Source organism: Bacillus cereus group sp. BfR-BA-01355, from assembly GCF_022663675.1.
In the GTDB taxonomy this organism is placed as follows: Bacteria; Bacillota; Bacilli; order Bacillales; family Bacillaceae_G; genus Bacillus_A; species Bacillus_A thuringiensis_S.
Map to the genome: position 1 here is coordinate 15,482 of NZ_JAKUFY010000039.1, position 23,716 is coordinate 39,197.

Genomic DNA, 23,716 nt, shown 5'->3' on the forward strand with positions numbered 1-23,716 from the left:
TATATGAGGAGGGATTTATTAATAGTACTATTTAGAGAATAAAGATGTAAAAGCTTCTACAATAAACAATTTAACTTCTGGCTTTTCTTCTTCCTCTTCTACTTTTACATACTCATTTTGCTTTTCTTGTTTTTTCTCCACAGGTTTCTCCACTTTTTCCACAGTTTTTGTTTCTTCTTCACTTACAGGCTGCTCTTCGACTTTTGTTTCATTTTTTACTACTTTCTTTTCAGAAGCTGTTACTTCTTTTACTACTTCCTGTTTTACAACTTTCGTTTCTTTAACCTTATCCACTTTCTTCTCTTCTGTATCTACTACTTCTTCATCTAGTTGTTTCACCTGTTCCTCTTCAGGAGATTCCGCCTTCACAACGTGCTCTTCTTTTCTTACAGCTGTCCCACTCGAAAAATCTAAGAAACACATTGGTGGAAATAATACACACCACCAGTTCGCCCCTTCACCTTCTCCAATTGTGATCAATACTGCTTCATATTCTCCTGCTGGATAAATAAAATTCCCATATACCTTTGTAGGAAACTTTACATTCTTACTAAATTTCACTTGAAATGATTCTTTACTTCCTTCCCTTTTTAACGTATTTTCCACCGTTTTCTCGATTTCTGGAATATGACTTTGAATTAATTTGCGTGCCTCTTCAAATGAAGTTAAATCCGCTACCCATCCATCAATTTGCGCTTTTACTTCATCACGCACTTTACGCTTTAATGCCTGGTCTTTATCTGAATCGCTATTTGCTAAAATTCGTAATCGAACGGCCTCTTTGGGAATAACTGAAGGCCCTTTCGCATCAGCTTTCATATATCCAAACTGCACAAGTAACTGTGCACCAATTAATAATATAAGAAGATAAGCAATAACTTGTTTTTTCATTTCCTCCACCGTCCCTTCTACAAACAGTGTGGACAGACTTTCATATTTCTAAACTATTAAATTCAAAATCTATATGAATTTTCCCACAAAAAAATAGAGTAAGGTGTGAACCTTACTCCATCTCTGCAAATACCATACGATCTTTTCCGTTAATATCAAAAACAACCTCAACATGAGCATGTGGAAAAGCTTGTTGTAACAATCTTTTTACATCCTCACCCTGTCCTACTCCAATTTCAAACGCTACAATTGCTTTCTCCTGCAATACATTCGGCAATTCTTCCATAAAACGGCGATAAAAATCTAATCCGTCTTCTCCACCAACAAGTGCTCTCTTCGGCTCATGCTCTTTCACAACAGGAGAAAGACCACGCCAATCCTCTTCCGGTATATATGGAGGATTTGAAACAACAACATCTAGCTTTTGACCCGTTTTATCAAATGGTGACAATAAATCACCGTGATAGAACGTTACTTCTGCACCTAAAGCTTTTGCATTTTCTTTTGCAACTTCAATCGACTCTTGTGCAATATCTACTGTATACACGTGAAGATTTTTATTTTCTAAAGCAAGCGTAATAGAAATCGCTCCACTACCTGTGCCTATATCTGCTACATGTAGTTCCTTGTCACCAAAATGGCGCTCAATTCTTTCTAATACTCCTACTATAAGTTCTTCTGTTTCCGGTCTTGGTATTAATACTTCTTCATTCACAAAGAACGACCGGCCATAAAACATTTCATAACCAATCATATATTGAATAGGAATACCTTCTACATGCTTGTGGATAAACTCCGTAAAGCTTGCCTCTTGTTCCTCATTTATTTCTTCACGCATATTCATAAGTAATCCTGTTCTGTTCATCTTTAATACATGACAAAGGACAATTTCTCCCGCATTTTCATCTCGTCCATTTTCCTGTAAAAAAGAAGAAGCCCATTTCAGGGCTTCATAGACACGCATTACTCAGCTGCCTCCATCCTTTGAGCCTGATCTTCCATCACTAAGGCATTGATGAAATCATCTAACTTACCTTGTAAGATTTGATCTAGCTTTTGAATCGTTAAACCGATTCGATGGTCTGTAACACGGTTTTGCGGGAAGTTATACGTACGAATACGCTCTGAACGATCGCCCGTACCAACAGCTTGTTTACGGTTTTGATCATATTCAGCTTGTGCTTCTTGTCTAAACTTATCATAAACACGTGCGCGTAATACTTTCATCGCTTTTTCTTTATTCTTAATTTGTGATTTCTCATCCTGACAAGATACAACTACACCAGTCGGTAAATGTGTTAAACGTACCGCTGACATCGTTGTATTAACACTTTGTCCACCAGGACCACTAGAAGCGAATGTATCAACACGAACATCTTTCTCGTGAATGTCGATTTCTACTTCTTCTGCCTCTGGTAATACAGCTACAGTTGCTGTAGATGTATGAATACGTCCACCAGATTCCGTTTCAGGAACACGTTGTACACGGTGAGCACCATTCTCGAATTTCAGCTTCGCGAAAGCACCTTTACCGTTAATCATAAAGATAATCTCTTTATATCCACCTAACTCTGTATAGCTAGCCTCGATAATTTCTGTTTTCCAACCTTGAACCTCAGCATAACGGCTATACATGCGGTATAAGTCACCAGCAAATAAAGCGGCCTCGTCGCCACCAGCAGCCCCACGAACCTCAACGATAACGTTCTTATCATCATTAGGGTCCTTTGGAACTAGTAAAATTTTCAGACGTTCTGATAACGTTTTTTCTTGTGATTCTAACTCAGAAACCTCTTCTTTTACCATGTCACGCATTTCTGCGTCTAACTTCTCTTCTAACATTGCTTTCGCATCTTTTAATTGCTCACGAACATCCTTATACTCACGATACACCTCTACCGTTTCCTGTATATCAGACTGTTCCTTTGAATATTCACGAAGCTTATTTGTATCGCTAATAACCTCTGGGTCACTTAACAATTCATTTAACTTCTCATAACGATTTTCTACAGCTTGCAAACGATCTAACACATCATTCACCTCTACATCCTAGTATCTAATACAAATAGTATATGGTACTTACTCAAAAAAACGCAAATTATATTTAAAAGCGTAAGCGGCTTGCTCAGAATCGCAGGCCATTGGAGCTCTCGACCTTGAAGCGCTTTTTGCTTCAAGCGAGAGAGTGAAATGGCCGGAGATTCTAGCCGCTGGAGCTAGATAATATTTAAAAGCATAAGCGGCTCACACCACCCACACTCTCTATTCTGAAAAAAACCCGCCTTGCGCAGCGAGTTTTACTTGTCTTTGTTTGTAGGAACTGCATGACAATGACGACATCGTGGTTCATACGATTCTGAAGCCCCAACTAAAATAATCGGATCATCAAATGCCGCTGGTTCTCCATCAATTAATCGTTGTGTACGACTTGCCGGAGATCCACATGCAGAACATACTGCTTGTAGCTTTGTCACATGTTCAGCAATTGCCATCAGCTGAGGAACTTGTCCAAATGGTAGACCACGGAAATCTTGGTCTAAACCAGCTACAATGACACGATAGCCACGATTTGCCAATACTTGCACCACTTCCACAATGTCCCCATCAAAGAATTGTACCTCATCGATTGCAATTACATCCATATCTTCAGTGATATGTTCAAATATATCTTTTGAAGCTGAAACAGGAACTGCTTTTACCTTTAATCCGTTATGTGATACAACGTCTTCTTCACTATAGCGATTATCAATACATGGTTTAAATACAATTGCATGTTGTTTTGCAAATTGCGTACGGCGCACACGGCGGATTAACTCTTCTGATTTACCAGAAAACATACTACCGCAAATCACTTCAATCCAGCCATTTTGATTTATTAAGTACATGAAGCTCTCCTTTCATCTACTTTTTAGTTAAAAGTAGGGTAAAGGTATAATATTTTCACAAAAAAAACAGACAAGCGAATACATACACTTGCCTGTTTTATGTTTTTATTACTTGATACCGTATTTCTTATTGAAGCGATCAACGCGTCCGTCTGCAGTAGCAAACTTCTGACGTCCAGTGTAGAATGGGTGAGAATCAGAACTGATCTCAACTTTTAGTAATGGATAAGTGTTACCATCTTCCCACTCAACAGTTTCGCTAGAGCCTTTAGTAGACCCGCTTAAGAATTTGAAGCCTGTGTTTGTGTCCATGAATACAACTTTCTTGTAATCTGGGTGAATTCCTGCTTTCATTCTTTTCATCTCCTTCCGCCCTGAATCATTTTCGAAACAGAGTTTTTCATCTTCAGCTGCATACACAACTATATTGATGAAACACATATGATGAAATTATAACAAGGCTAACTTCATTTTGCAACTACCTGTTTTTGTCTTTTGAAATTTAAAGTGGCTTGGGCTCGATCGGCTCTGACCAGCTAAGGTTCTCCCACTTATTTCTCTCTTTAATATCACCTAAAAGGCATAAGAAAACTCGCTTACTATAAAATAAGCGAGTCCCAATCTTTTCCCTTTACTTAGTTGTTACATACCTTTTAGAGTCTGCAACAATGTTTTGTAAAAATTCTTCGTTTGTCTTCGTTTGACGAAGCTTACGTAAGAAACTTTCAACAAAGTCTGGTGTATCACGCATTGTTTTACGAATGCCCCATAACTTGTCTAAATGCTCTTTTGGAATTAATAGATCTTCTTTACGTGTACCAGAACGACGAATATCAATCGCTGGGAAGATACGACGTTCAGCTAACGAACGATCTAAGTGAAGTTCCATATTTCCAGTTCCTTTAAATTCCTCGTAAATAACATCGTCCATACGAGATCCTGTATCAACAAGGGCTGTTGCTAAAATCGTTAAGCTACCGCCTTCTTCAATATTACGTGCAGCTCCAAAGAAACGCTTCGGTCTATGGAAAGCCGCTGGGTCGATACCACCCGATAATGTTCTACCACTTGGCGGAATAACGAGGTTGTAAGCTCGCGCTAAACGGGTAATACTATCCATTAAAATGATAACATCTTTTTTGTGCTCTACAAGACGCATTGCACGTTCTAACACAAGTTCAGCTACTTTAATATGATTTTCTGGTACTTCATCAAAAGTAGAACTTACAACGTCACCCTTAACAGAACGTTCAATGTCTGTTACTTCCTCTGGACGCTCATCAATTAAAAGAACAATTAATTCTGCTTCTGGATGATTTGTTGTAACACTGTGTGCAATTTCTTTTAATAGACTTGTTTTACCAGCCTTTGGAGGCGCAACAATTAAACCACGTTGTCCAAATCCAACTGGTGCGATTAAATCCATGATACGTGTCGGTAACTTTTTCGGTTCCGTTTCCAATTTCATTTGGCGATCTGGGTATAATGGTGTTAATGCAGGGAAATGCACACGCTCTTTTGCTGAATCTGGATCATCTCCGTTTACAGCTTCAACTTGTAATAACCCAAAATAGCGTTCATTTTCTTTCGGAGGTCGTACTTTACCAGAAACTTTGTCTCCATTACGTAAATCGAAACGACGAATTTGCGAAGCTGAGATATAAATATCTTCTGAGCTTGGAGAATAGTTGATAGGACGTAGGAATCCAAATCCTTCTGATTGAATAATTTCTAATACGCCTTCCATGAAAAAGAAACCTTCTTTTTCTGCTCGAGCTTTCAAAATAGAAAAGATTAACTCTTTTTTCGTTAACTTGCTATAATATGAAATCTTAAATTCTTTCGCAAGCTCGTATAACTCTTTTAATTTCATGTTTTCTAATGCTGCAATTGACAAATTCATTCAGACACCACACTTTAACGTTATTCTCTTTTTTCATGGGTAAAGGGAAAAATACGGAAGGCAAATAATTAATAATGAAAGGCAATAAGTTCAAGTAGGGTAATATTCACTATTGTAACCCTTTTATCTAGTTTTAATCAATACGTTGGAACACAAATACAAGAAGCGAAGACAAGAAAATTTGTCTTCGCTTCTTATTTAGTTTAGTTCCAGCTCCGATAGTTAAAAAGATCGACCATTTTAACCTTTCTGAAGGAGCCGCTTACGCTTTTTATTTAATCCAGCTTCAGCAGCTAGAATGGTCGGTGGCTAGAAGGGTCAGTCATTTCACCCCTTCCTGCGAGGCACAAAACGCCTCTTCGTCAGGAGTTCCAATGCCTTCCCCTTCTGAGCAAGCTGCTTACGCTTTTTACTTAAATCCAGTTCCAGCGGCTAGAATCTCCGGTCATTTCACTCTCTCACTCGAAGCAAAGAGCGCTTCAAGGTCGAGAGTTCCAATGTCCTGCGATTCTGAGCGAGCCGCTTCCACCTTTTACTTAATAACCAAGTTCGGTTTTTTATTTAAGCTATGACGACCATCTACGAAGCGAACTGTGCCTGATTTCGCACGCATAACAAGAGATTGCGTTGTTCCTACGCTACCTTTAAATTGAACACCGCGTAATAGTTCTCCATCTGTTACACCTGTTGCTGCAAAGATTGCATCGTCACCTTTTACTAAGTCCTCCATACGAAGGATACGATTAATGTCTTCTATGCCCATTTTTTTACAACGCGCTAATTCAGCTTCGTTTTGTGGCAATAGTTTTCCGTGAATTTCTCCACCTAAACATTTTAAAGCAACTGCTGCTAATACACCTTCAGGTGCTCCACCAGATCCAAATAAAATATCTACACCTGTACGATCAAACGCTGTATTAATCGCTCCAGCTACATCTCCATCATTAATTAATTTAATACGAGCACCAGCTTTACGAATTTCTTCGATAATTTCTTGATGACGTGGGCGATTTAAAACTGTCGCTACAACATCTTCAATATCTTTATTTTTCGCTTTCGCAACTGCACGTAAGTTATCAATAATAGGCGCATCAATGTCGACCGCCCCAACTGCTTCTGGGCCAACCGCGATTTTATCCATGTACATGTCAGGAGCATGTAACAAATTACCATGGTCTGCAATTGCAATAACAGCAAGAGCATTCCAGCCACCAGCTGCTACGATGTTTGTCCCTTCTAAAGGATCAACTGCAACGTCTACACGTGGTCCATATCCTGTACCTAATTTCTCTCCGATATATAGCATTGGTGCTTCATCCATCTCACCTTCACCAATTACAACTGTACCTTTCATCGGAATTGTATCAAATACATCACGCATAGCTGATGTTGCTGCACCGTCTGCTTCATCTTTTTTCCCGCGCCCCATCCAACGCGCTGATGATAATGCTGCAGCCTCTGTTACACGTACTAACTCCATAGATAAACTTCTTTCCACAATAATCCCTCTCCTTTAAGTCTTTATATTTCTGCCGTATTTTGTGAACCGTGTTTTTCTATAAAGTGTACTTCCGCAAGTAGTGATCCTTCGCTTCCCCCTTGCGGAAGTATCACTTATGCGTTCTTCATCTCTTCAATTTCTTGTTTTGTCATTTGTTCTCGCCAAATGTTTGCTCCAAGCCCTTTAAGCTTGTCCACTATATTCTCATAACCTCGATCAATATGCTCAAGTCCTGTTACTTCTGTAATTCCATCTGCCATTAACCCTGCAATAACAAGTGCCGCTCCCGCTCGTAAATCACTCGCCTTCACTTTTGCACCTTGCAGTAACACAGGACCAGTTACAATTGCCGAACGACCTTCTACTTTAATTTGAGCATTCATACGACGTAATTCATCAATGTGTTTGAAACGGGCACCGTAAATTGTATCTGTTACAACTCCCGTCCCGTGCGCTTTTGTTAAAAGCGTCGTAAACGGCTGTTGTAAATCTGTTGGAAAACCTGGATATACAAGCGTTTTGATATCAACTACTTTTAACTTTCTATTACCGTTCACCGTAATTTGATCATCGTTCGTTTCAACTTGAACACCAGCTTCTCTTAGCTTTGCAGTAACTGATTCTAAGTGCTGAGGAATAACGTTATCAACCGTTACTTCTCCTCCTGATGCAGCTCCTAGAATCATATACGTACCAGCTTCGATACGATCTGGGATGATAGTATGGTGACAACCATGTAAAGAGTCCACACCATCTATTCGGATTACATCTGTACCAGCACCTTTAATACGTGCTCCCATGCTTGTTAACAATGTAGCTACATCAATAATCTCGGGCTCTTTCGCTGCATTTTCAATAACAGTTCTACCTTTCGCTCGTACAGCTGCTAGCATAATATTAATCGTAGCTCCCACACTAACAACATCTAAATAAATACGTGCTCCATGTAGTTCATCTGCCCTTAAATAGATGGCACCTTGTTCATTTGTAACATGTGCACCCAGCGCTTCAAACCCTTTAATATGCTGATCAATTGGCCTCGGTCCTAAATGACATCCACCCGGAAGCCCAATAACAGCTTTTTTAAAACGGCCAAGCATCGCACCCATTAAATAATAAGAAGCGCGCAACTTTTTCACTTTTCCATTTGGCAAAGGCATTGCAACCATGTTAGAAGGATCGACTACCATCTCTTCCTCCTGTCCATAAGTTACTTTCCCTCCAATTTCCTCTAGTAAGTCTCCTAACATTTTCACGTCCGAAATATTAGGGACACCACCAATAGTTACTGGAGTATCTGCTAAAATTGTCGCTGGAATTAATGCAACGGCACTGTTCTTTGCACCGCTTACTCGAATTGTTCCATTTAAAGCTCTTCCGCCTTCAATTAGCAATTTTTCCATATTGAGCTCCCTTCTTGTGAATGTATTTACTTTCTATATTTTTATAGAAAGCTCCCCTTAAGAATCTCAATTACTCTTTCCATCCCAAAACTCAATAAAGTGAAACTTTAATTAGTCGGGGGTGTTTATCCCCCACTGGTTATTAGTTGAACCAATCGGGCTTTTACGGGCAGTTGACCCCCACCTAACTTTTTTGCTTCCACTAAATTTTGAGGTGGGGGTCTTACTGCCCTTTAATGCGGGATAAATAGGAAACCATTATCTTCATTTCTCCTGTAGCACGAATAGATAAAGATCAACTATTCATCGAATTCACTTTATCAATTTAGATACGTTATCACATTTATTAATAGGACTATGCACATTATTTTCTATTTAAAAACCAAAAATGATAAAATCTTTCGACTTGTTCACGCTTTCATTATACAACGAAAGGAAACCGTCTAAAAGACTAGACGGTTTCCAAAACGGAATTTTATTCTTACGCTTTACCGTTAGAACCGAACTCACGCATTTTACCAGCAACAGTTGCTTTAATAGCGTCGCGGCCAGGTCCGATAAATTTACGAGGATCGTAAACTTCTTGGTCTTTGTTTAATACTTCACGAACAGCTTTTGTAAACTCGATTTGGTTCTCAGTGTTTACGTTGATTTTTGAAGTACCTAAAGAGATAGCTTTTACGATATCAGCAGTTGGGATACCAGTACCACCGTGTAATACTAAAGGTACGCCAGTGAAGTCACGAACTTGTTCCATTTCAGCGAATCCTAAGTTAGGCTCACCTTTGTAAGGACCGTGTACAGAACCTAAAGCTGGAGCTAGGCAATCGATACCTGTTGCTTCAACAAGGTGCTTACACTCTGCTGGATCAGCGTAAATTACGCCTTCAGCGATTACGTCGTCTTCTTGTCCGCCAACTGTTCCAAGCTCAGCTTCAACAGATACGTTACGAGCGTGTGCGTATTCTACTACTTGTTTAGTAGTTTCAACGTTTTCTTCGAATGGGTGGTGAGAAGCGTCGATCATTACAGATGTGAAACCTGCATCAATTGCTTCTTTACATTTTTCGAAGCTTGAACCATGGTCAAGGTGAATCGCTACAGGAACAGTGATGTTCATTTCTTCGATTAAAGCTTTAACCATAGCTACAACTGTTTTGAAACCAGTCATATGACGAGCTGCACCCTCAGATACACCTAGGATTACAGGAGATTTTTCTTCTTCCGCAGCAGCTAAGATAGCTTGAGTCCACTCTAAGTTGTTCATGTTGAATTGACCAACTGCGTATTTTCCTTCTAGTGCTTTGTTTAGCATTTCTTTCATAGAAACTAAAGGCATGGTGAATCCTCCTAAAAAACGTTTTTTGTATCCGATAAGTTCTTATCGCTGGTAGTATGACCAGAATAAGGTAAAATATGTATATCTACATACCGGACTTTTTTCTACACTCAATAGGATAACAACTTGTACTCAAAAACTCAACCGTATTCACCTGCACAATAGTCCATGTAAACGCTTTTTTCCATATTTTTTATAAAAAATTCATTTTTACGCCTCTACAGCGAGCTCATTTCTCACAGCTTGACGAATTTCATCAATATCAAATGGTTTAGCAAAATGCATTAAAGCACCTAAATCTTTTGCTTCTTGGATCATATCAAGCTCTCCATAAGCAGTCATTAAAATGACTTTAATACTCTCATCAATTTCTTTTACATGCTTTAAAATCTCTATACCATCCATGCCTGGAATTTTCATATCTAATACTACTAAATCCGGATTATCTTTTTTCACGATATCTAAAGCTTGAAATCCATTCGCTGCTTGGAATGTCTGATAACCTTCTTTTTGGAACACTTCATGTAATAACACACGAATCCCATATTGATCATCAACGATTAAAATTTTACCTTCCATAATTCCCAACCTTTCTGTGTAAGTACAAGATTTAAAGCTTCTTATATCTTAACGATTTATTTTCGCTATTCTTTGGCAAATTCCTTCCTATTCTTTCTTATTTTACCGTTTCCTATTTTGTTATGCTACCCTACGATTTCACCTTTCTAAAAAAATAAACTATAATGAAAGCCGGCAAACACGTACGAAGGGAGTAACATTATGTTAAAAATTTTTTCAACTCAATTAAGTGGTTATTTCTCCAGAGTTTCTCAAAAAGAAGAAATGAATATAGAAGATAGCGCTCGTTTACTTGCTCAAGCACTAATTGGCGATGGTTTCATTTATTTATATGGTACAAATGAAATGGATGGTGTTGTTACCGAAGCACTATTCGGTGCTGAACCAATGAAGCAAGCAAAACGCTTATTTGAAAATGGTAAAGAAGCAGAAGTAACCTCTGCGGATCGTGTACTTCTTATTAGCCGTTTTTCAACAGATGAAGCAGTTGTAGAAATTGCAAAAAAACTACAAGAAGAGGGACACTCTATTGTCGGCATTTCTGCTCTTCAAGAAGGTACGAAATCACTGGAACAATATACAGACGTACATATTGATACAAAACTGTTAAAAGGCCTTATTCCAGACGATGAAGGTAATCGCTACGGGTTCCCAAGCTTAATAGTAGCTTTATTTGCTTATCACGGAATCAAATTTACAATCGATGAAATGTTAAACGAATATTAAAAAAAAGCGCCGTCACTTTAAAGTGACGGCGCTTTTTTTATTACTTGCTCTCTTTATTCGTAATAGAAGCTCTTACGAAGTCATGGAACAATGGTTGTGGACGGTTTGGACGAGAAACAAGTTCTGGGTGGAACTGTGCTGCTACGAACCAAGGGTGGTCTTTTAATTCAATGATTTCAACTAGACGACCGTCTGGGCTTGTACCAGAGAATACGAATCCTTCTTTTTCCATATCCGGACGGAACTGGTTGTTGAACTCATAACGATGACGATGACGCTCATATACAACCGGCTCATTATAAGCATTGTAAGCATTTGTTTCTTCAGAAAGCTTACATGGGTATAGACCAAGACGAAGTGTACCACCTAGGTCCTCTACATCTTTTTGTTCTGGTAATAGGTCAATGATTGCGTATGGTGTATCAGGGTTAATTTCAGAAGAGTTAGCACCTTCTAAACCTAATACATTACGTGCGAATTCGATTGATGCAAGTTGCATACCTAAGCAAATTCCTAAGAATGGAACTTTGTTTTCACGAGCATATTGAATCGCAACGATTTTACCTTCTACACCACGATCGCCGAAGCCACCTGGTACAAGGATACCATCTGTGTCTCCTACTAATTCTTGTACATTTTCTGCTGTTACGTGCTCAGCATTTACCCATTTTACTTCTACATCTGTATCGAATGAGTAACCAGCATGACGAAGTGCTTCTACAACAGAAATATATGCATCTTGAAGTTCTACATATTTACCAACAAGAGCGATTTTTGTTTTCTTAGAAAGGTTACGTACCTTGTTAACTAGCGCAGTCCACTCTGTCATATCTGCAGCTGGATTGTCTAATTTTAAGTGATCACAAACGATTTGGTCCATGTTTTGTTCTTGAAGAGATAATGGAACCGCATATAAAGTATCTGCATCGCGAGCTTCGATAACTGCTTTTGTATCGATGTCACAGAATAATGCAAGCTTGTCTTTCATATCTTGAGAAACAGGAAGTTCTGTACGAACAACGATAATATTTGGTTGAATACCTAAGCTACGAAGTTCTTTAACACTATGTTGTGTTGGTTTTGTTTTCATTTCACCCGCTGCTTTTAAGTACGGGATTAACGTACAGTGAATGTACATTACATTGTCACGACCGATGTCGCTCTTAATTTGACGGATTGCTTCTAAGAATGGTAGAGACTCGATATCACCAACAGTTCCACCGATTTCTGTAATAACAACATCCGCATTTGTTTCACGGCCAGAACGATATACGCGCTCTTTAATTTCGTTAGTAATGTGAGGAATAACTTGAACTGTTCCTCCTAAATATTCACCGCGACGCTCTTTTTGAAGAACTGAAGAGTAAATTTTACCTGTTGTTACGTTGCTGTATTTGTTTAAGTTAATGTCGATAAAACGCTCATAGTGACCAAGGTCTAAGTCAGTTTCTGCGCCATCATCTGTTACGAATACCTCACCGTGTTGGTATGGGCTCATAGTCCCTGGGTCTACGTTAATGTATGGATCAAACTTTTGAATCGTTACATTTAAACCACGATTTTTTAAAAGTCTTCCAAGAGATGCTGCTGTAATACCTTTTCCTAAAGACGATACTACACCGCCTGTTACAAAAATATACTTAGTCATGAAAAAGCTCCCTTCTATTTTGCTGTTATATAATCACCGTTGCAAAGCGCAACGTATGTAGATAACACTGTATCCATCTTATTGTTAGACTCTTTTTATTTTCTAAACAAAAAACAAAAAAGAAAATTGCTCCCCTCATCACATAAAGTAATAAGTAGGGAGCAATTTTCTTTTATATTTACACTTTAAAAGTATTATCGTCCTTTTTTAAAGAGCCCAAAAATGATTCTACATGGACGATAATGAAAAGTCAAGAACTACAGTTCTTCCTCTTCTTCTTCAGTTTCATCATACTCAAGTTCTTCTTCAGCGAAGTCGTCTTCTTCATCTTCTTCTAAATCATCAAGATCGTCGTCATCTCCGTCTTCTTCTTCAAGAACCTTGTCCAAATCTTCTACATCATCTTCTTCGTCTGCATTTCCGTCTGCATCGTCAAAGTCATCTTCATCTTCTTCAATGTAGTCGTCAAAACCGTCTTCTTCAACTTTACGTTTCTTCTTCGGTTTTGGCTGCGGTAAGATTTCTTCATCAATTTGCTCATATGGGTACCAGCTGCGTAGTCCCCAACGATTTTCTCCTAAATTAATGAAACGTCCATCGATGTTTAAGTCTGTATAAAATTGTGCGAGTTTCGCATTAACTTGCTCTTGAGATAGTCCCAGCACTTGAGCGATTTCTTGAACCAACTCGTTGAATGTCGTTGCTTGTCTTTTATCCCCTAAAACGCTATGTACAACTTCAATCATTGAACATTCTTTTAGCTCTTCTGGTGAATATTGCTTAAAATTCACTTATGCGGCACTTCCTTTCATCAAATATAACCTTATATATAACGGTCTGCTTAAAAAAATCCATACTATTCATTATAAACAAAAGTCGCACAAATATGCTACAAAAAAAACGGGAAACTTTTATATGGTAATAAAATTAATAATTTGTCTGTTCCTTATTTCGGAAGCATATGGGCACCTTGCAACACATACCTAATTTGCATTTCTGTGTATTCTTCAAGCGTATACAGTTTTTGCAGCGCCCAGCGTCTAAACCCCCACATTTGTCCTTGTATAAAAATATTATGTGCAAGAAGCTGTATTTCTTTTTTATTTAATATAAACGTTCCATTTTCCGTACACTGTTCTAAAATATCCTCAAACATTCCTACCATTTGAAACTCTTTTTCTAATACATATGGGAGAGATTCTTTCGGTAAAAAACGTACTTCTTGATACATAATTAATACTTCTTCTTGTAATTCGTCCATCACTTTAAAGTAATTCGTTATCGCTATCTTTAAACTTTCTATACTCCCTTTTTCTGTACATACTACTTCCTCTAATCGTTCTTTTACATGTTCATATATACTATCACAAACTAAATACAAAACATCATCTTTTGTACGAATGTACTCATAAAGTGTCCCTATACTAAATCCCGCCGCTTTTGCAATCTCTCTCGTTGTTGTACGCGGAAATCCTTTTTGTTTAAACAGTTGCACCGCACCTTTAATCATTTGTTCACGTCTTAACGCAACTAATTTTTCATCTTTCACCGATGCATGTACATTATGTTTAACCATTACCTTCACCTCTCTCTATTATTTTTTGGAAGGAAAAAGCGTAGGAAAATACCTACGCTTTCGTTCCTACTTCGTTAACATACGAGAAATTACAAGCCTCTGAATCTCTTGTGTTCCTTCATATATTTGTGTAATCTTTGCATCTCGCATATAACGCTCTACTGGATAATCTTTCGTATAACCGTAACCACCAAATACTTGCACCGCTTCAGTCGTCACCTTCATCGCTGTATCCCCCGCAAATACTTTTGACATCGCTGATTCTTTTCCATACGGAAGCCCTTCTGATTCAAGCCAAGCCGCTTGATATGTTAAAAGGCGTGCCGCTTCTACATCTGTTGCCATATCCGCAAGTTTAAAGCCAATCCCTTGCTGCGCCGCAATTGGCTTTCCAAATTGATGGCGCTCCCTTGCATATTCTACAGAAGCATCTAAAGCCCCTTGTGCAATACCAACAGCTTGCGCCGCAATACCGTTACGACCTCCATCTAATGTTTGCATCGCAACTTTAAATCCTTGCCCCTCTTCTCCAAGTAGATTCTCTACAGGAATACGGCAATCTTCAAACATAATTTCAGTCGTTGGTGAAGAGCGAATCCCTAGCTTGCTCTCCTTCTTCCCAACTGAAAATCCCGGTGTATCACTTTCTACAATAAATGCACTCGTACCGCGCTGCTTCGATTCAGGATTAGTTAGCGCAAAAACAACATAAATATCAGCAATACCGCCATTTGTAATGAAAATTTTTGATCCATTTAAAATATAATGGTCGCCATCTCTCTTTGCGATTGTCTTCATTCCACCAGCATCCGATCCAGATCCTGGCTCCGTTAAGCCGTATGCACCAATTTTCTTCCCTTCAGCCATCGGTCGTAAAAACTTTTGCTTTTGTTCTTCTGTCCCAAATTTAAAAATTGGCCATCCCGCAAGTGAAGTATGTGCAGATAGTGTTACACCTGTTGAAGCACAAACTCGAGATAATTCTTCAATAGCAATTACGTATGCTAAGTAATCGCTTCCAATTCCTCCGTATTCTTCAGGCCACGGAATACCGGTTAAACCAAGCTCTGCCATTTGATCAAATAACTCTCGATCAAATCTCTCTTCCTCATCACGCTCAGCTGCTGTTGGTGCTACTTCATTTTTAGCAAAATCTCGAACCATTTTTCTTATCATTTCATGTTCTTCTGATAGTTTAAAATGCATCTCCGTCTCCCCCTCGCCCTTTTATAAAGCACGGCTAATAACAAGTTTCTGTATTTCACTTGTTCCTTCATATATTTGCGTGATTTTCGCATCACGGAAAAATCGTTCTACTGGATAGTCTTTCGTATAACCGTAACCACCAAATACTTGCACCGCCTCAATCGCGACTTCAACCGCTGTCTTAGAAGCAAATAATTTCGCAATAGATGCTTCTTTACCGCATGGTAATCCTTGTGCCCTAAGAGACGCCGCTCTATATACGAGTAACCTTGCTGCTTCGACACTTGTTGCCATATCTGCAAGTTTGAAGCCAATCCCTTGCTGCGCCGCAATTGGTTTCCCAAATTGCTCTCGTTCTTTTGCATAATCAATCGCACATGCAAGCGCCGCTTCAGCAATTCCTAACGCCTGTGCACCGATTCCAATTCGCCCAACATCTAAATTCGCCATTGCCACCTTGAATCCTTGTCCTTCTTCCCCAAGTAAATTCTCAGCTGGCACTTTCATATCTTCAAAAGTAAGTTGTACCGTACGAGAACCGAGAAGCCCCATCTTATGTTCATCTTTTCCGATGATTAAACCAGGTGTATCTTTCTCTACTATAAATGCAGAAATACCACTTTTTCCTGCATCTGGATTTGTAGAAGCGAATACAATGTACGTACTTGCTTCACCACCATTTGTAATAAACACTTTCGATCCATTAATAATATAATGATCGCCTTTTTTTACAGCTCTTGATTTCAAACTCCCTGCATCCGATCCTGCATTTGGCTCTGTTAAAGCAAATGCGCCTAAATATTCCCCGGTTGCAAGTTTAGAAACATATTTTTTCTTCTGTTCTTCTGTTCCGAAATATAAAATCGGATTCATTCCAACTGACGTATGTACAGCTAAAATTACACCAACTGTTGCACTTACCTTTGAGATTTCCTCAATTGCTAGAATGTAAGAAATAAAATCCATTTCTGCCCCGCCGTATTTTGCAGGCGCTGGAATCCCCATTAATCCAAGATTACCCATCTTTTGTAAAACCTCTTTTGGGAACCCCCCTTGTTCCATACTAGGAACAAAGGGAGCTATTTCCTTCTGTGCAAAATCCCGAACCATTTTCCTCATCATTTGCTGCTCTTCATTAAAACGAAAGTTCATATACTCCGCCTCCATTTGCTATATATCCTTTTAACAATTTGGTAAGACCACTATTTTGTAACAAAGGGGGAATTTATTCGTAAACGTAGAATCCACGACCTGTTTTACGACCTAACCATCCTGCATTCACATACTTACGTAATAACGGACATGGGCGATATTTACTATCTCCTAATCCTTCATGCAACACTTCCATAATGTATAAACACGTATCTAAACCGATAAAATCAGCGAGCGTCAAAGGCCCCATCGGATGGTTCATACCCAGCTTCATTACTTCATCAATTGCTTCTTTCGTCGCTACACCTTCATATAACGTATAAATTGCTTCGTTAATCATCGGTAACAAAATGCGGTTTGATACAAAACCTGGGAAATCATTTACTTCAACTGGTATTTTCCCAATTTTTTTCGTAATATCTTCAATTGCTTCATATACCGCATCATCTGTAGCCAAACCACGAATAATCTCAACAAGCTTCATAACTGGAACTGGATTCATAAAGTGCATACCGATTACTTTTTCCGGACGCTTCGTTACCGCTGCAATTTCTGTAATTGGCAGAGATGACGTATTCGTCGCTAAAATTGCGTGTTCTGGAGCAATTTCATCTAGATTCGCAAAGATTTTCTTTTTAATATCTATTTTCTCAACAGCTGCTTCAATAATAAGATCCGCTTCTTTCACACAATCTAAATCAAGCGTTACTGTAAGACGATTTAATGTCGCTTCCTTCTCTTCTTCCTTCATGCGTCCTTTTTCTACTTGGCGCGCTAAGTTTTTCGTAATGATAGCCAAACCTCTATCTAATTGCTCTTGTTTTAAATCTTGTACCTTCACGTCATATCCTGCCATTGCACATACTTGTGCAATTCCTGATCCCATTTGCCCTGCACCAATTACAACAATGTTTTGTACACCCATTTTTTCTTCCCCCTTAATTGTTAATAAATTTTATACCCTCGAACTTTAATTAGTGAACTTCAATCATCACTGCGTCCCCTTGACCGCCACCGCTACAAATCGAAGCAATTCCAATTCCGCCGCCGCGCTGCTTAAGCGCATGGATTAGTGTAACGATAATGCGCGCTCCGCTTGCTCCAATTGGATGTCCCATCGCTACTGCGCCGCCATTTACATTCAATTTTTCTGGATCAATTCCTGCGATTTCTGTACTTGCAATTGCTACCGCTGCAAATGCTTCATTAATCTCGAATAAATCGATATCTTCAATTGTCTTGCCTGTTTTTTCAAGCAATGCGTTAATTGCATAACCTGGCGTTCTTGGGAAATCTTTAGATTCCACTGCAATTGCTGTATGCGCCAAAATTGTCGCTAATGGCTTTCTTCCTTCTTGCTTCGCTCTGTCTTCGCTCATTAATACAAGTGCGGCACCACCATCGTTCAAGCCTGGCGCATTACCAGCTGTCACCGCCGCTGTCTTATCAAATACAGGTTTTAACTTTGCTAACTTTTCAATCGTTGTATCTTCACGTGGCGCCTCATCCTTTGCAACGACAATAGAATCGCCTTTTCTTTGCGGGATCGTTACTGGAACGATCTCCTCTTCAAAACGTCCTTCTTTATGCGCTGAAACCGCACGCTGATGGCTACGATATGCCCATTCATCTTGCGCTTCGCGAGAAATTCCATCTTCCTTCGCAACTTCTCCGCCATAAACACCCATGTGTGTACCTGAAAATGCGCATGTTAAACCGTCAGCAACGTTTAAATCAATAACTTCGTTGTTGCCCATTCTGTATCCCCATCTTGCTCCGCGTAAAATGTAAGGACTGTTACTCATCGACTCCATACCACCAGCTACAATCAGTGATTGATCGCCAGTACGAATAATCTGATCCGCTAACGTAACCGCACGAAGGCCTGATGCACAAACTTTATTGACTGTTTCCGTCTGCACTTCCCAAGGGATTCCTGCAGCCCTTGCAGCTTGGCGCGATGGAATTTGTCCCTGTCCACCTTGAATAACCGTTCCAAATATAACTTCTTCAACATCACTAGCTGCAACATTTGCTCTTTCAAGCGCTGCTTTAATTGCAATTCCTCCAAGTTCCGTCGCTTTTACATCTTTTAAAGATCCTCCGAATTTTCCAACTGGTGTTCTTGCAGCACTTAAAATAACTGTTTTACTCATGTTTCTTTCCCCCATTTCATTTTTTAACACTGAGCGCTCGCTCGGTATCCCTACGTTGAGAAGAGGTGCAATCATTGCACCTCTTTCTAAAGTTGTATACATTCTTATAAACTACATCGCTTCTTTTTTCTGTCCGATAACAGATCGTTCTAAAATCTCTGTCACATCAAGAGTTTGAACTTTTTCTTCTACCTCTTTCGCTTTCGTGCCATCACTGATCATCGTTAAGCAATATGGACAACCTGTACCGATAATGGATGGCTGTACAGCTAATGCTTGTTCTGTACGAGCAACGTTAATACGAGAGCCTGTTGTTTCTTCCATCCACATTAAGCCACCACCTGCGCCACAACACATTCCAGTCTCACGGTTACGTGCCATTTCTACAAGATTCACTCCAGGAATCGCTTTCAAAATGTCACGTGGCGCTTCGTACACTTCGTTGTATCTTCCTAAATAACAGGAATCATGGTACGTAACTGTTTCTTCAATAGCATGAACAGGCTTTAAACGCCCTTCTTTCACCCACTGGGCTAACAATTCTGTATGATGATAGACTTCTGCTTGCAAGCCAAAGTCCGGATACTCATTTTTAAATGTGTTATAAGCATGAGGATCAATCGTAACGATTTTCTTCACTCCTGCCTTTTCAAATTCTTCGATATTCTTTGTAGCCATCTCTTGGAATACAAATTCATTTCCGAGGCGACGTGGTGTATCTCCAGAATTCTTTTCTTTATTACCGAGAATTGCGAATGAAATGCCTGCTTCGTTCATTAACTTCGCAAATGATATTGCAATCTTCTGACTACGGTTGTCGTATGATCCCATTGAACCAACCCAGAATAAATACTCGAATTCCTCACCAGCTTTTGATTTTTCTTTTACAGTTGGAACTGTTACTTCGTCATCACCTTGGCGCCATGTTTCACGCTCTTTACGGTTCAGACCCCACGGATTTCCTTGACGCTCGATGTTTGTCATCGCGCGTTGTGCTTCCGCGTCCATTTTTCCTTCTGTTAAAACGAGATATCGACGTAAATCAATAATTTTGTCAACATGCTCATTCATAACTGGACATTGATCTTCACAGTTACGACACGTTGTACATGCCCAAATCTCTTCTTCTGTAATAACATCTCCGATTAAACTCGGATCGTAAGCGAGCGTTGTAGCCGCTGATTCTTGTTGTCCTTTTCCAGCTGCCATCATCGCTAACTGATTTCCTTGTGTATTATTGAAGGCAACTACTGGAACCCACGGTGCTTTTGATGTTACCGCAGCCCCTTTATCAGTTAAATGATCGCGAAGTTTTAATATTAAGTCCATCGGCGATAACATTTTCCCTGTGCCTGTTGCTGGACACATATTTGTACAACGGCCACACTCTACACAAGCGTATAAGTCAATAAGTTGATTTTGTCTAAAGTCTTCAATTTTACCAACACCAAATGTTTCTTGTGTTTCATCTTCAAAATCAATCTTTTCAAGCTTCCCTGGATTTGAAATACGACCGAAAAATACATTAGCTGGTCCCGCAATTAAATGCGCATGTTTTGATTGTGGAACATACACTAAAAACGTTAACAAAATTAGTAAATGCACCCACCAAGAGAAATAGAACACTGAAATGGCTACGGTTTCATTTATCCCGCTAAAAACGTAAGCGATTGCAGAAGCAATTGGTTCACTCCATGAAAGCTCCTCGCCATGCCATATAAGTCCCATACCGTTACCAAGTAGCACAGAGATCATTAAACCACCGATAAAGATAAGAACAAGACCTGATTTGAAGTTACGTTTTAAACGAACAAGCTTTTCTACATAACGTCTATGAAAAGCCCAAAATACTGCAATTAAAATAACAAGTGTGACAATTTCCTGGAAGAATGTAAATGCAGGGTATAGTGGTCCAAGTGGAAGATGTGATCCTGGTGCGAGTCCTTTCCAAACGAAGTCAATTGCTCCAAATTGGACAAGAATAAATCCGTAAAAGAACATAACGTGAATGATGCCGCTTTTCTTATCTTTCAGCAGCTTTTTCTGACCGAAAACATTGACCTTAAGAAGATCCCAACGCTCTTTAAAACGACGGTCAAATTCAATTTTTTTTCCTAATTGTATGTAGGCTATTCTCGTCCGTATAAGATATACAAACAAATATCCTGCATAAGCAATAACAGCAATGGCAGCCAGCCAATTAATGATCAGTAAGCTATTCATTTTTATGCTACCCCTCTCTTTGTAAGCCCTCTTTCTTTTTAGAATCTTCAAAAATATATAATTTTCTGAATTATATCCCCTACCCCCATTATATAATGAGTGAGCATTCAGTCAACAGTTTTTTGTTATAGAACAACACATTTTTTCATAAAGCTGTTTATTTCGGTGAAACTATAAAGTGAAACTTTAATCAGTGCAACATACTATCCTCTGATGAAATTTATAATAACAACCGTGCTACCCGTATCATTTGTAACACACTGAAGGTGAAAAGAATGCGAAGGAGGGAATTCACTGATGCTCTACTTATCTCTTTTGTTAATATCCGTTGCTCTTTGGATTACAATTGACCTTTCATACGGGAGACTTCTTCATTTAAAGCGGGTAAGCTCTCGCACTTTCCCTTTACGTCAAAGTGATTTTCACCTTTATACATACGGGAAAGATTTGTATGACGCCTTATTTACTGATATAAAACAAGCACAGCACCACATTCATATTTTATTCTTCATTGTAAAAAACGATAAAATCAGTCGTGAATTTTTAAAGTTGCTGATTGATAAGGCTCAGGAAGGAATTGAAGTACGACTTTTACTTGATCGATTTGGCAGCCATTATTTATCAAACGAAGCTATTCGCTCCCTGCGAAAACATGGTGTATCTTTTTCATTTTGTCATAAGATAAAATTTCCTCTACTTTTCTTTTCTGCCAATCAAAGAAATCATAGAAAAATTACAGTGATTGATGGGAAAACTGGCTATATCGGGGGCTTTAATATCGGCGAAGAGTATCTAGGGCATAATGAATATTTAGGATTATGGCGAGACTATCATTTACGTCTTACAGGAGAAGGGGTTCAAGATTTACAAAAGCAATTTTTGCATGACTGGTTTGATGATACGAAACAGAATTTATTGGATGTTTCTCTTTATTTTCCAAAACAAAACCCAGGTACCATAATGCATCAATTTATTCCGACTGATGGTGCTTATTTACAGCATACTTTTTTACATTTAATTAACGGAGCAAAAAAAGAAATCTGTATTGGTACACCATATTTCATTCCTGGAAAAAAAATTATGAATGCCTTATTAAAAGCAAGAGAGAGAGGGGTTCAAATCACAATTCTCGTTCCAGAAAAAGCTGATCACCCTCTCGTTCGAGAAGCAAAATTCCCGTACTGCCGAAAATTAATACAGGCTGGTTGCAATATTTACGCATTTCAACAAGGTTTTTTTCACGCCAAAATTATTATAGTGGATGATGATATTTGTGATATTGGAACAGCAAACTTTGATATGAGAAGTTTATATATTAACCATGAAATAAACTGCCTGTTATATAATAAACATTTCATTCGAACAGTAAAAAATAAATTCCATGAAGATCTAGAGAATGCATCCGTACTTTCCTATAGCGATGTAAACCCACCTTCTCTTATCGATAGAGGAAAAGAATGGATTGGAACAATGCTTGCTTTCTTTTTATAGGAAAGACAATGAATAAAAGAGGTGTATCTCATATGATTATGCGGTTTGGATATGTCTCACATGCAATGGCACTCTGGGACTGTTCTCCTGCCAAAACAATGACGTTTACAAGCTTTAAGAAACTCAGCAAACAAGAGCGAGAAGACAAATTGTACCATGTTATAAGGCAAAATTTAGAGCACACAATACGTATCCTTCATTACAATATAGCGCATGAAATCCCGCTATATCGCCTATCGTCTTCCATCGTCCCACTTGCAACACATCCCGAAGTCGAGTTTGACTATATTGGGGTATTCACACCACTTTGGCGTAAAATAGGGGCTTTAATTAAAGAACACAATTTACGAATAAGTTTTCATCCAAATCAATTTACTTTATTTACAAGTGACAAGCCACATATTACTACTAACGCTATTACGGATATGACTTATCATTATAAAATATTGGATGCTATAGGCATTGCAGATTCTTCTTACATTAATATTCATGTAGGTGGAGCCTATGGAAATAAAGAAAAGGCAATTGAGCGCTTCCATGAAAACATAAAAAAACTTCCTGCACATATAAAAAAACAAATGACCCTTGAAAACGATGATAAAACGTATACAACTTCTGAAACTTTATCAATTTGCCAAAAAGAAAATATCCCATTTGTATTTGATTATCATCATCATATGGCCAATCTTTGCGAGCAACCACTAGAAGAGTTGCTTCCTGCAATTTTTGAAACTTGGTCACATACAAATATCTCTCCTAAAGTTCACATTTCCTCCCCAAGATCGGAAAAAGAATTTAGGGCTCATGCTGAATATATCGATTTAGAGTTTATTAAGCCCTTCTTACACGTTGCAAAAAAAAACAATCATAATTTCGATATTATGATTGAAAGTAAACAAAAAGACTTAGCACTATTCCGATTAATAGATGAACTTTCTGCTATAAGAGGCATTAAAAGAATAAGTGGTGCAATGTTACAGTGGTAAATTGTAACTTTGCACCATTTTTTCAAAAAAGTAATTTTTATAGTAAAAAAC

The 23,716-nt window shown here is 38.7% G+C and carries 21 protein-coding genes; 3 read left to right on the forward strand and 18 right to left on the reverse strand.

Annotated elements, in window-relative coordinates:
- Positions 1–27 precede the first annotated feature (27 nt).
- The 10 genes from spoIIR to spo0F all read right to left on the reverse strand — a co-directional run bounded on the left by spoIIR (position 28) and on the right by spo0F (position 10,501).
- Positions 28–891 carry a stage II sporulation protein R gene (gene spoIIR, locus MR167_RS15090; RefSeq protein ID WP_242314917.1) on the reverse strand — a complete coding sequence of 288 codons (864 nt, stop codon included), beginning with the start codon at positions 889–891 and terminating at the stop codon, positions 28–30.
- A 112-nt stretch (positions 892–1,003) separates the two neighbouring features.
- Positions 1,004–1,855: a peptide chain release factor N(5)-glutamine methyltransferase gene (gene prmC / locus MR167_RS15095; RefSeq protein ID WP_001267022.1), complete on the reverse strand. Its 852-nt coding sequence runs from the start codon at positions 1,853–1,855 to the stop codon at positions 1,004–1,006.
- Complete coding sequence (gene prfA / locus MR167_RS15100) at positions 1,855–2,922, reverse strand: peptide chain release factor 1 (protein WP_000887066.1); 1,068 nt, start codon at positions 2,920–2,922, stop codon at positions 1,855–1,857. The genes prmC and prfA overlap by 1 nt, the downstream gene beginning before the upstream one ends.
- A 266-nt stretch (positions 2,923–3,188) precedes the next feature.
- On the reverse strand, positions 3,189–3,776 hold the full coding sequence (locus tag MR167_RS15105) for a thymidine kinase (protein WP_000280851.1): 588 nt from the start codon (positions 3,774–3,776) through the stop codon (positions 3,189–3,191).
- A 108-nt stretch (positions 3,777–3,884) separates the two neighbouring features.
- Positions 3,885–4,130: a type B 50S ribosomal protein L31 gene (locus MR167_RS15110; protein ID WP_000643435.1), complete on the reverse strand. Its 246-nt coding sequence runs from the start codon at positions 4,128–4,130 to the stop codon at positions 3,885–3,887.
- 277 nt (positions 4,131–4,407) lie between these two features.
- On the reverse strand, positions 4,408–5,679 hold the full coding sequence (gene rho / locus MR167_RS15115; protein WP_001053903.1) for a transcription termination factor Rho: 1,272 nt from the start codon (positions 5,677–5,679) through the stop codon (positions 4,408–4,410).
- A 532-nt stretch (positions 5,680–6,211) separates the two neighbouring features.
- Positions 6,212–7,177, reverse strand: coding sequence for a class II fructose-bisphosphatase (gene glpX / locus MR167_RS15120; RefSeq protein ID WP_000442340.1), 966 nt, complete (start codon positions 7,175–7,177; stop codon positions 6,212–6,214).
- Between the two features lie 116 nt (positions 7,178–7,293).
- Complete coding sequence (gene murA / locus MR167_RS15125) at positions 7,294–8,583, reverse strand: UDP-N-acetylglucosamine 1-carboxyvinyltransferase (protein WP_000413248.1); 1,290 nt, start codon at positions 8,581–8,583, stop codon at positions 7,294–7,296.
- A gap of 481 nt (positions 8,584–9,064) precedes the next feature.
- Positions 9,065–9,922 carry a class II fructose-bisphosphate aldolase gene (locus tag MR167_RS15130; RefSeq protein ID WP_001131856.1) on the reverse strand — a complete coding sequence of 286 codons (858 nt, stop codon included), beginning with the start codon at positions 9,920–9,922 and terminating at the stop codon, positions 9,065–9,067.
- 210 nt (positions 9,923–10,132) lie between these two features.
- Positions 10,133–10,501, reverse strand: a complete 369-nt coding sequence (gene spo0F / locus MR167_RS15135; protein ID WP_000398594.1) for a sporulation initiation phosphotransferase Spo0F — start codon at positions 10,499–10,501, stop codon at positions 10,133–10,135.
- A gap of 201 nt (positions 10,502–10,702) precedes the next feature.
- On the opposite strand from spo0F, the gene MR167_RS15140 reads away from it, so the two are divergent.
- Positions 10,703–11,227 (forward strand): DUF2529 domain-containing protein, encoded by a 525-nt coding sequence (locus MR167_RS15140; RefSeq protein ID WP_000912391.1) that lies wholly within the window; start codon positions 10,703–10,705, stop codon positions 11,225–11,227.
- Between the two features lie 40 nt (positions 11,228–11,267).
- On the opposite strand, the gene pyrG is transcribed toward MR167_RS15140, so the two are convergent.
- The 8 genes from pyrG to MR167_RS15180 all read right to left on the reverse strand — a co-directional run bounded on the left by pyrG (position 11,268) and on the right by MR167_RS15180 (position 21,188).
- The gene (pyrG, locus tag MR167_RS15145; protein ID WP_000170448.1) at positions 11,268–12,875 is read right to left on the reverse strand and encodes a CTP synthase; all 1,608 of its coding nucleotides are present in this window, start codon (positions 12,873–12,875) and stop codon (positions 11,268–11,270) included.
- A 257-nt stretch (positions 12,876–13,132) separates the two neighbouring features.
- Entirely contained in the window at positions 13,133–13,666 is a 534-nt protein-coding gene (gene rpoE, locus MR167_RS15150; protein WP_001009774.1) for a DNA-directed RNA polymerase subunit delta, read from the reverse strand.
- Between the two features lie 155 nt (positions 13,667–13,821).
- Complete coding sequence (locus MR167_RS15155) at positions 13,822–14,451, reverse strand: TetR/AcrR family transcriptional regulator (RefSeq protein ID WP_000238594.1); 630 nt, start codon at positions 14,449–14,451, stop codon at positions 13,822–13,824.
- Positions 14,452–14,517: 66 nt separating this feature from the next.
- The gene (acdA, locus tag MR167_RS15160) at positions 14,518–15,657 is read right to left on the reverse strand and encodes an acyl-CoA dehydrogenase AcdA (protein ID WP_000545547.1); all 1,140 of its coding nucleotides are present in this window, start codon (positions 15,655–15,657) and stop codon (positions 14,518–14,520) included.
- A 21-nt stretch (positions 15,658–15,678) separates the two neighbouring features.
- Positions 15,679–16,809, reverse strand: a complete 1,131-nt coding sequence (locus tag MR167_RS15165; protein WP_242314918.1) for an acyl-CoA dehydrogenase — start codon at positions 16,807–16,809, stop codon at positions 15,679–15,681.
- A gap of 73 nt (positions 16,810–16,882) precedes the next feature.
- Positions 16,883–17,734 (reverse strand): 3-hydroxybutyryl-CoA dehydrogenase, encoded by an 852-nt coding sequence (locus MR167_RS15170; protein WP_242314920.1) that lies wholly within the window; start codon positions 17,732–17,734, stop codon positions 16,883–16,885.
- A 49-nt stretch (positions 17,735–17,783) separates the two neighbouring features.
- Positions 17,784–19,067: an acetyl-CoA C-acetyltransferase gene (locus MR167_RS15175; RefSeq protein WP_002083553.1), complete on the reverse strand. Its 1,284-nt coding sequence runs from the start codon at positions 19,065–19,067 to the stop codon at positions 17,784–17,786.
- Positions 19,068–19,076: 9 nt separating this feature from the next.
- Positions 19,077–21,188 (reverse strand): (Fe-S)-binding protein, encoded by a 2,112-nt coding sequence (locus tag MR167_RS15180; protein WP_001086753.1) that lies wholly within the window; start codon positions 21,186–21,188, stop codon positions 19,077–19,079.
- 297 nt (positions 21,189–21,485) lie between these two features.
- Here MR167_RS15180 and cls point away from each other — a divergent pair, with 297 nt between their 5' ends.
- Positions 21,486–22,679 carry a cardiolipin synthase gene (cls, locus tag MR167_RS15185; protein WP_000966425.1) on the forward strand — a complete coding sequence of 398 codons (1,194 nt, stop codon included), beginning with the start codon at positions 21,486–21,488 and terminating at the stop codon, positions 22,677–22,679.
- A gap of 32 nt (positions 22,680–22,711) precedes the next feature.
- Positions 22,712–23,665, forward strand: coding sequence for a UV DNA damage repair endonuclease UvsE (uvsE, locus tag MR167_RS15190; RefSeq protein ID WP_014895365.1), 954 nt, complete (start codon positions 22,712–22,714; stop codon positions 23,663–23,665).
- Positions 23,666–23,716: the final 51 nt, after the last annotated feature.

Bases quoted from the DNA above. Each gene is read 5' to 3' on its own strand.
- murA (WP_000413248.1), bottom strand. From the start codon at position 8,583: ATGGAAAAATTGCTAATTGAAGGCGGAAGAGCTTTAAATGGAACAATT.
- MR167_RS15175 (WP_002083553.1), bottom strand. From the start codon at position 19,067: ATGTATACAACTTTAGAAAGAGGTGCAATGATTGCACCTCTTCTCAAC.
- acdA (WP_000545547.1), bottom strand. From the start codon at position 15,657: ATGCATTTTAAACTATCAGAAGAACATGAAATGATAAGAAAAATGGTT.
- pyrG (WP_000170448.1), bottom strand. From the start codon at position 12,875: ATGACTAAGTATATTTTTGTAACAGGCGGTGTAGTATCGTCTTTAGGA.
- MR167_RS15130 (WP_001131856.1), bottom strand. From the start codon at position 9,922: ATGCCTTTAGTTTCTATGAAAGAAATGCTAAACAAAGCACTAGAAGGA.
- rho (WP_001053903.1), bottom strand. From the start codon at position 5,679: ATGAATTTGTCAATTGCAGCATTAGAAAACATGAAATTAAAAGAGTTA.
- MR167_RS15155 (WP_000238594.1), bottom strand. From the start codon at position 14,451: ATGGTTAAACATAATGTACATGCATCGGTGAAAGATGAAAAATTAGTT.
- cls (WP_000966425.1), top strand. From the start codon at position 21,486: ATGCTCTACTTATCTCTTTTGTTAATATCCGTTGCTCTTTGGATTACA.
- MR167_RS15170 (WP_242314920.1), bottom strand. From the start codon at position 17,734: ATGGGTGTACAAAACATTGTTGTAATTGGTGCAGGGCAAATGGGATCA.
- MR167_RS15110 (WP_000643435.1), bottom strand. From the start codon at position 4,130: ATGAAAGCAGGAATTCACCCAGATTACAAGAAAGTTGTATTCATGGAC.
- MR167_RS15140 (WP_000912391.1), top strand. From the start codon at position 10,703: ATGTTAAAAATTTTTTCAACTCAATTAAGTGGTTATTTCTCCAGAGTT.
- uvsE (WP_014895365.1), top strand. From the start codon at position 22,712: ATGATTATGCGGTTTGGATATGTCTCACATGCAATGGCACTCTGGGAC.
- MR167_RS15165 (WP_242314918.1), bottom strand. From the start codon at position 16,809: ATGAACTTTCGTTTTAATGAAGAGCAGCAAATGATGAGGAAAATGGTT.
- MR167_RS15105 (WP_000280851.1), bottom strand. From the start codon at position 3,776: ATGTACTTAATAAATCAAAATGGCTGGATTGAAGTGATTTGCGGTAGT.
- spo0F (WP_000398594.1), bottom strand. From the start codon at position 10,501: ATGGAAGGTAAAATTTTAATCGTTGATGATCAATATGGGATTCGTGTG.
- spoIIR (WP_242314917.1), bottom strand. From the start codon at position 891: ATGAAAAAACAAGTTATTGCTTATCTTCTTATATTATTAATTGGTGCA.
- MR167_RS15180 (WP_001086753.1), bottom strand. From the start codon at position 21,188: ATGAATAGCTTACTGATCATTAATTGGCTGGCTGCCATTGCTGTTATT.
- prmC (WP_001267022.1), bottom strand. From the start codon at position 1,855: ATGCGTGTCTATGAAGCCCTGAAATGGGCTTCTTCTTTTTTACAGGAA.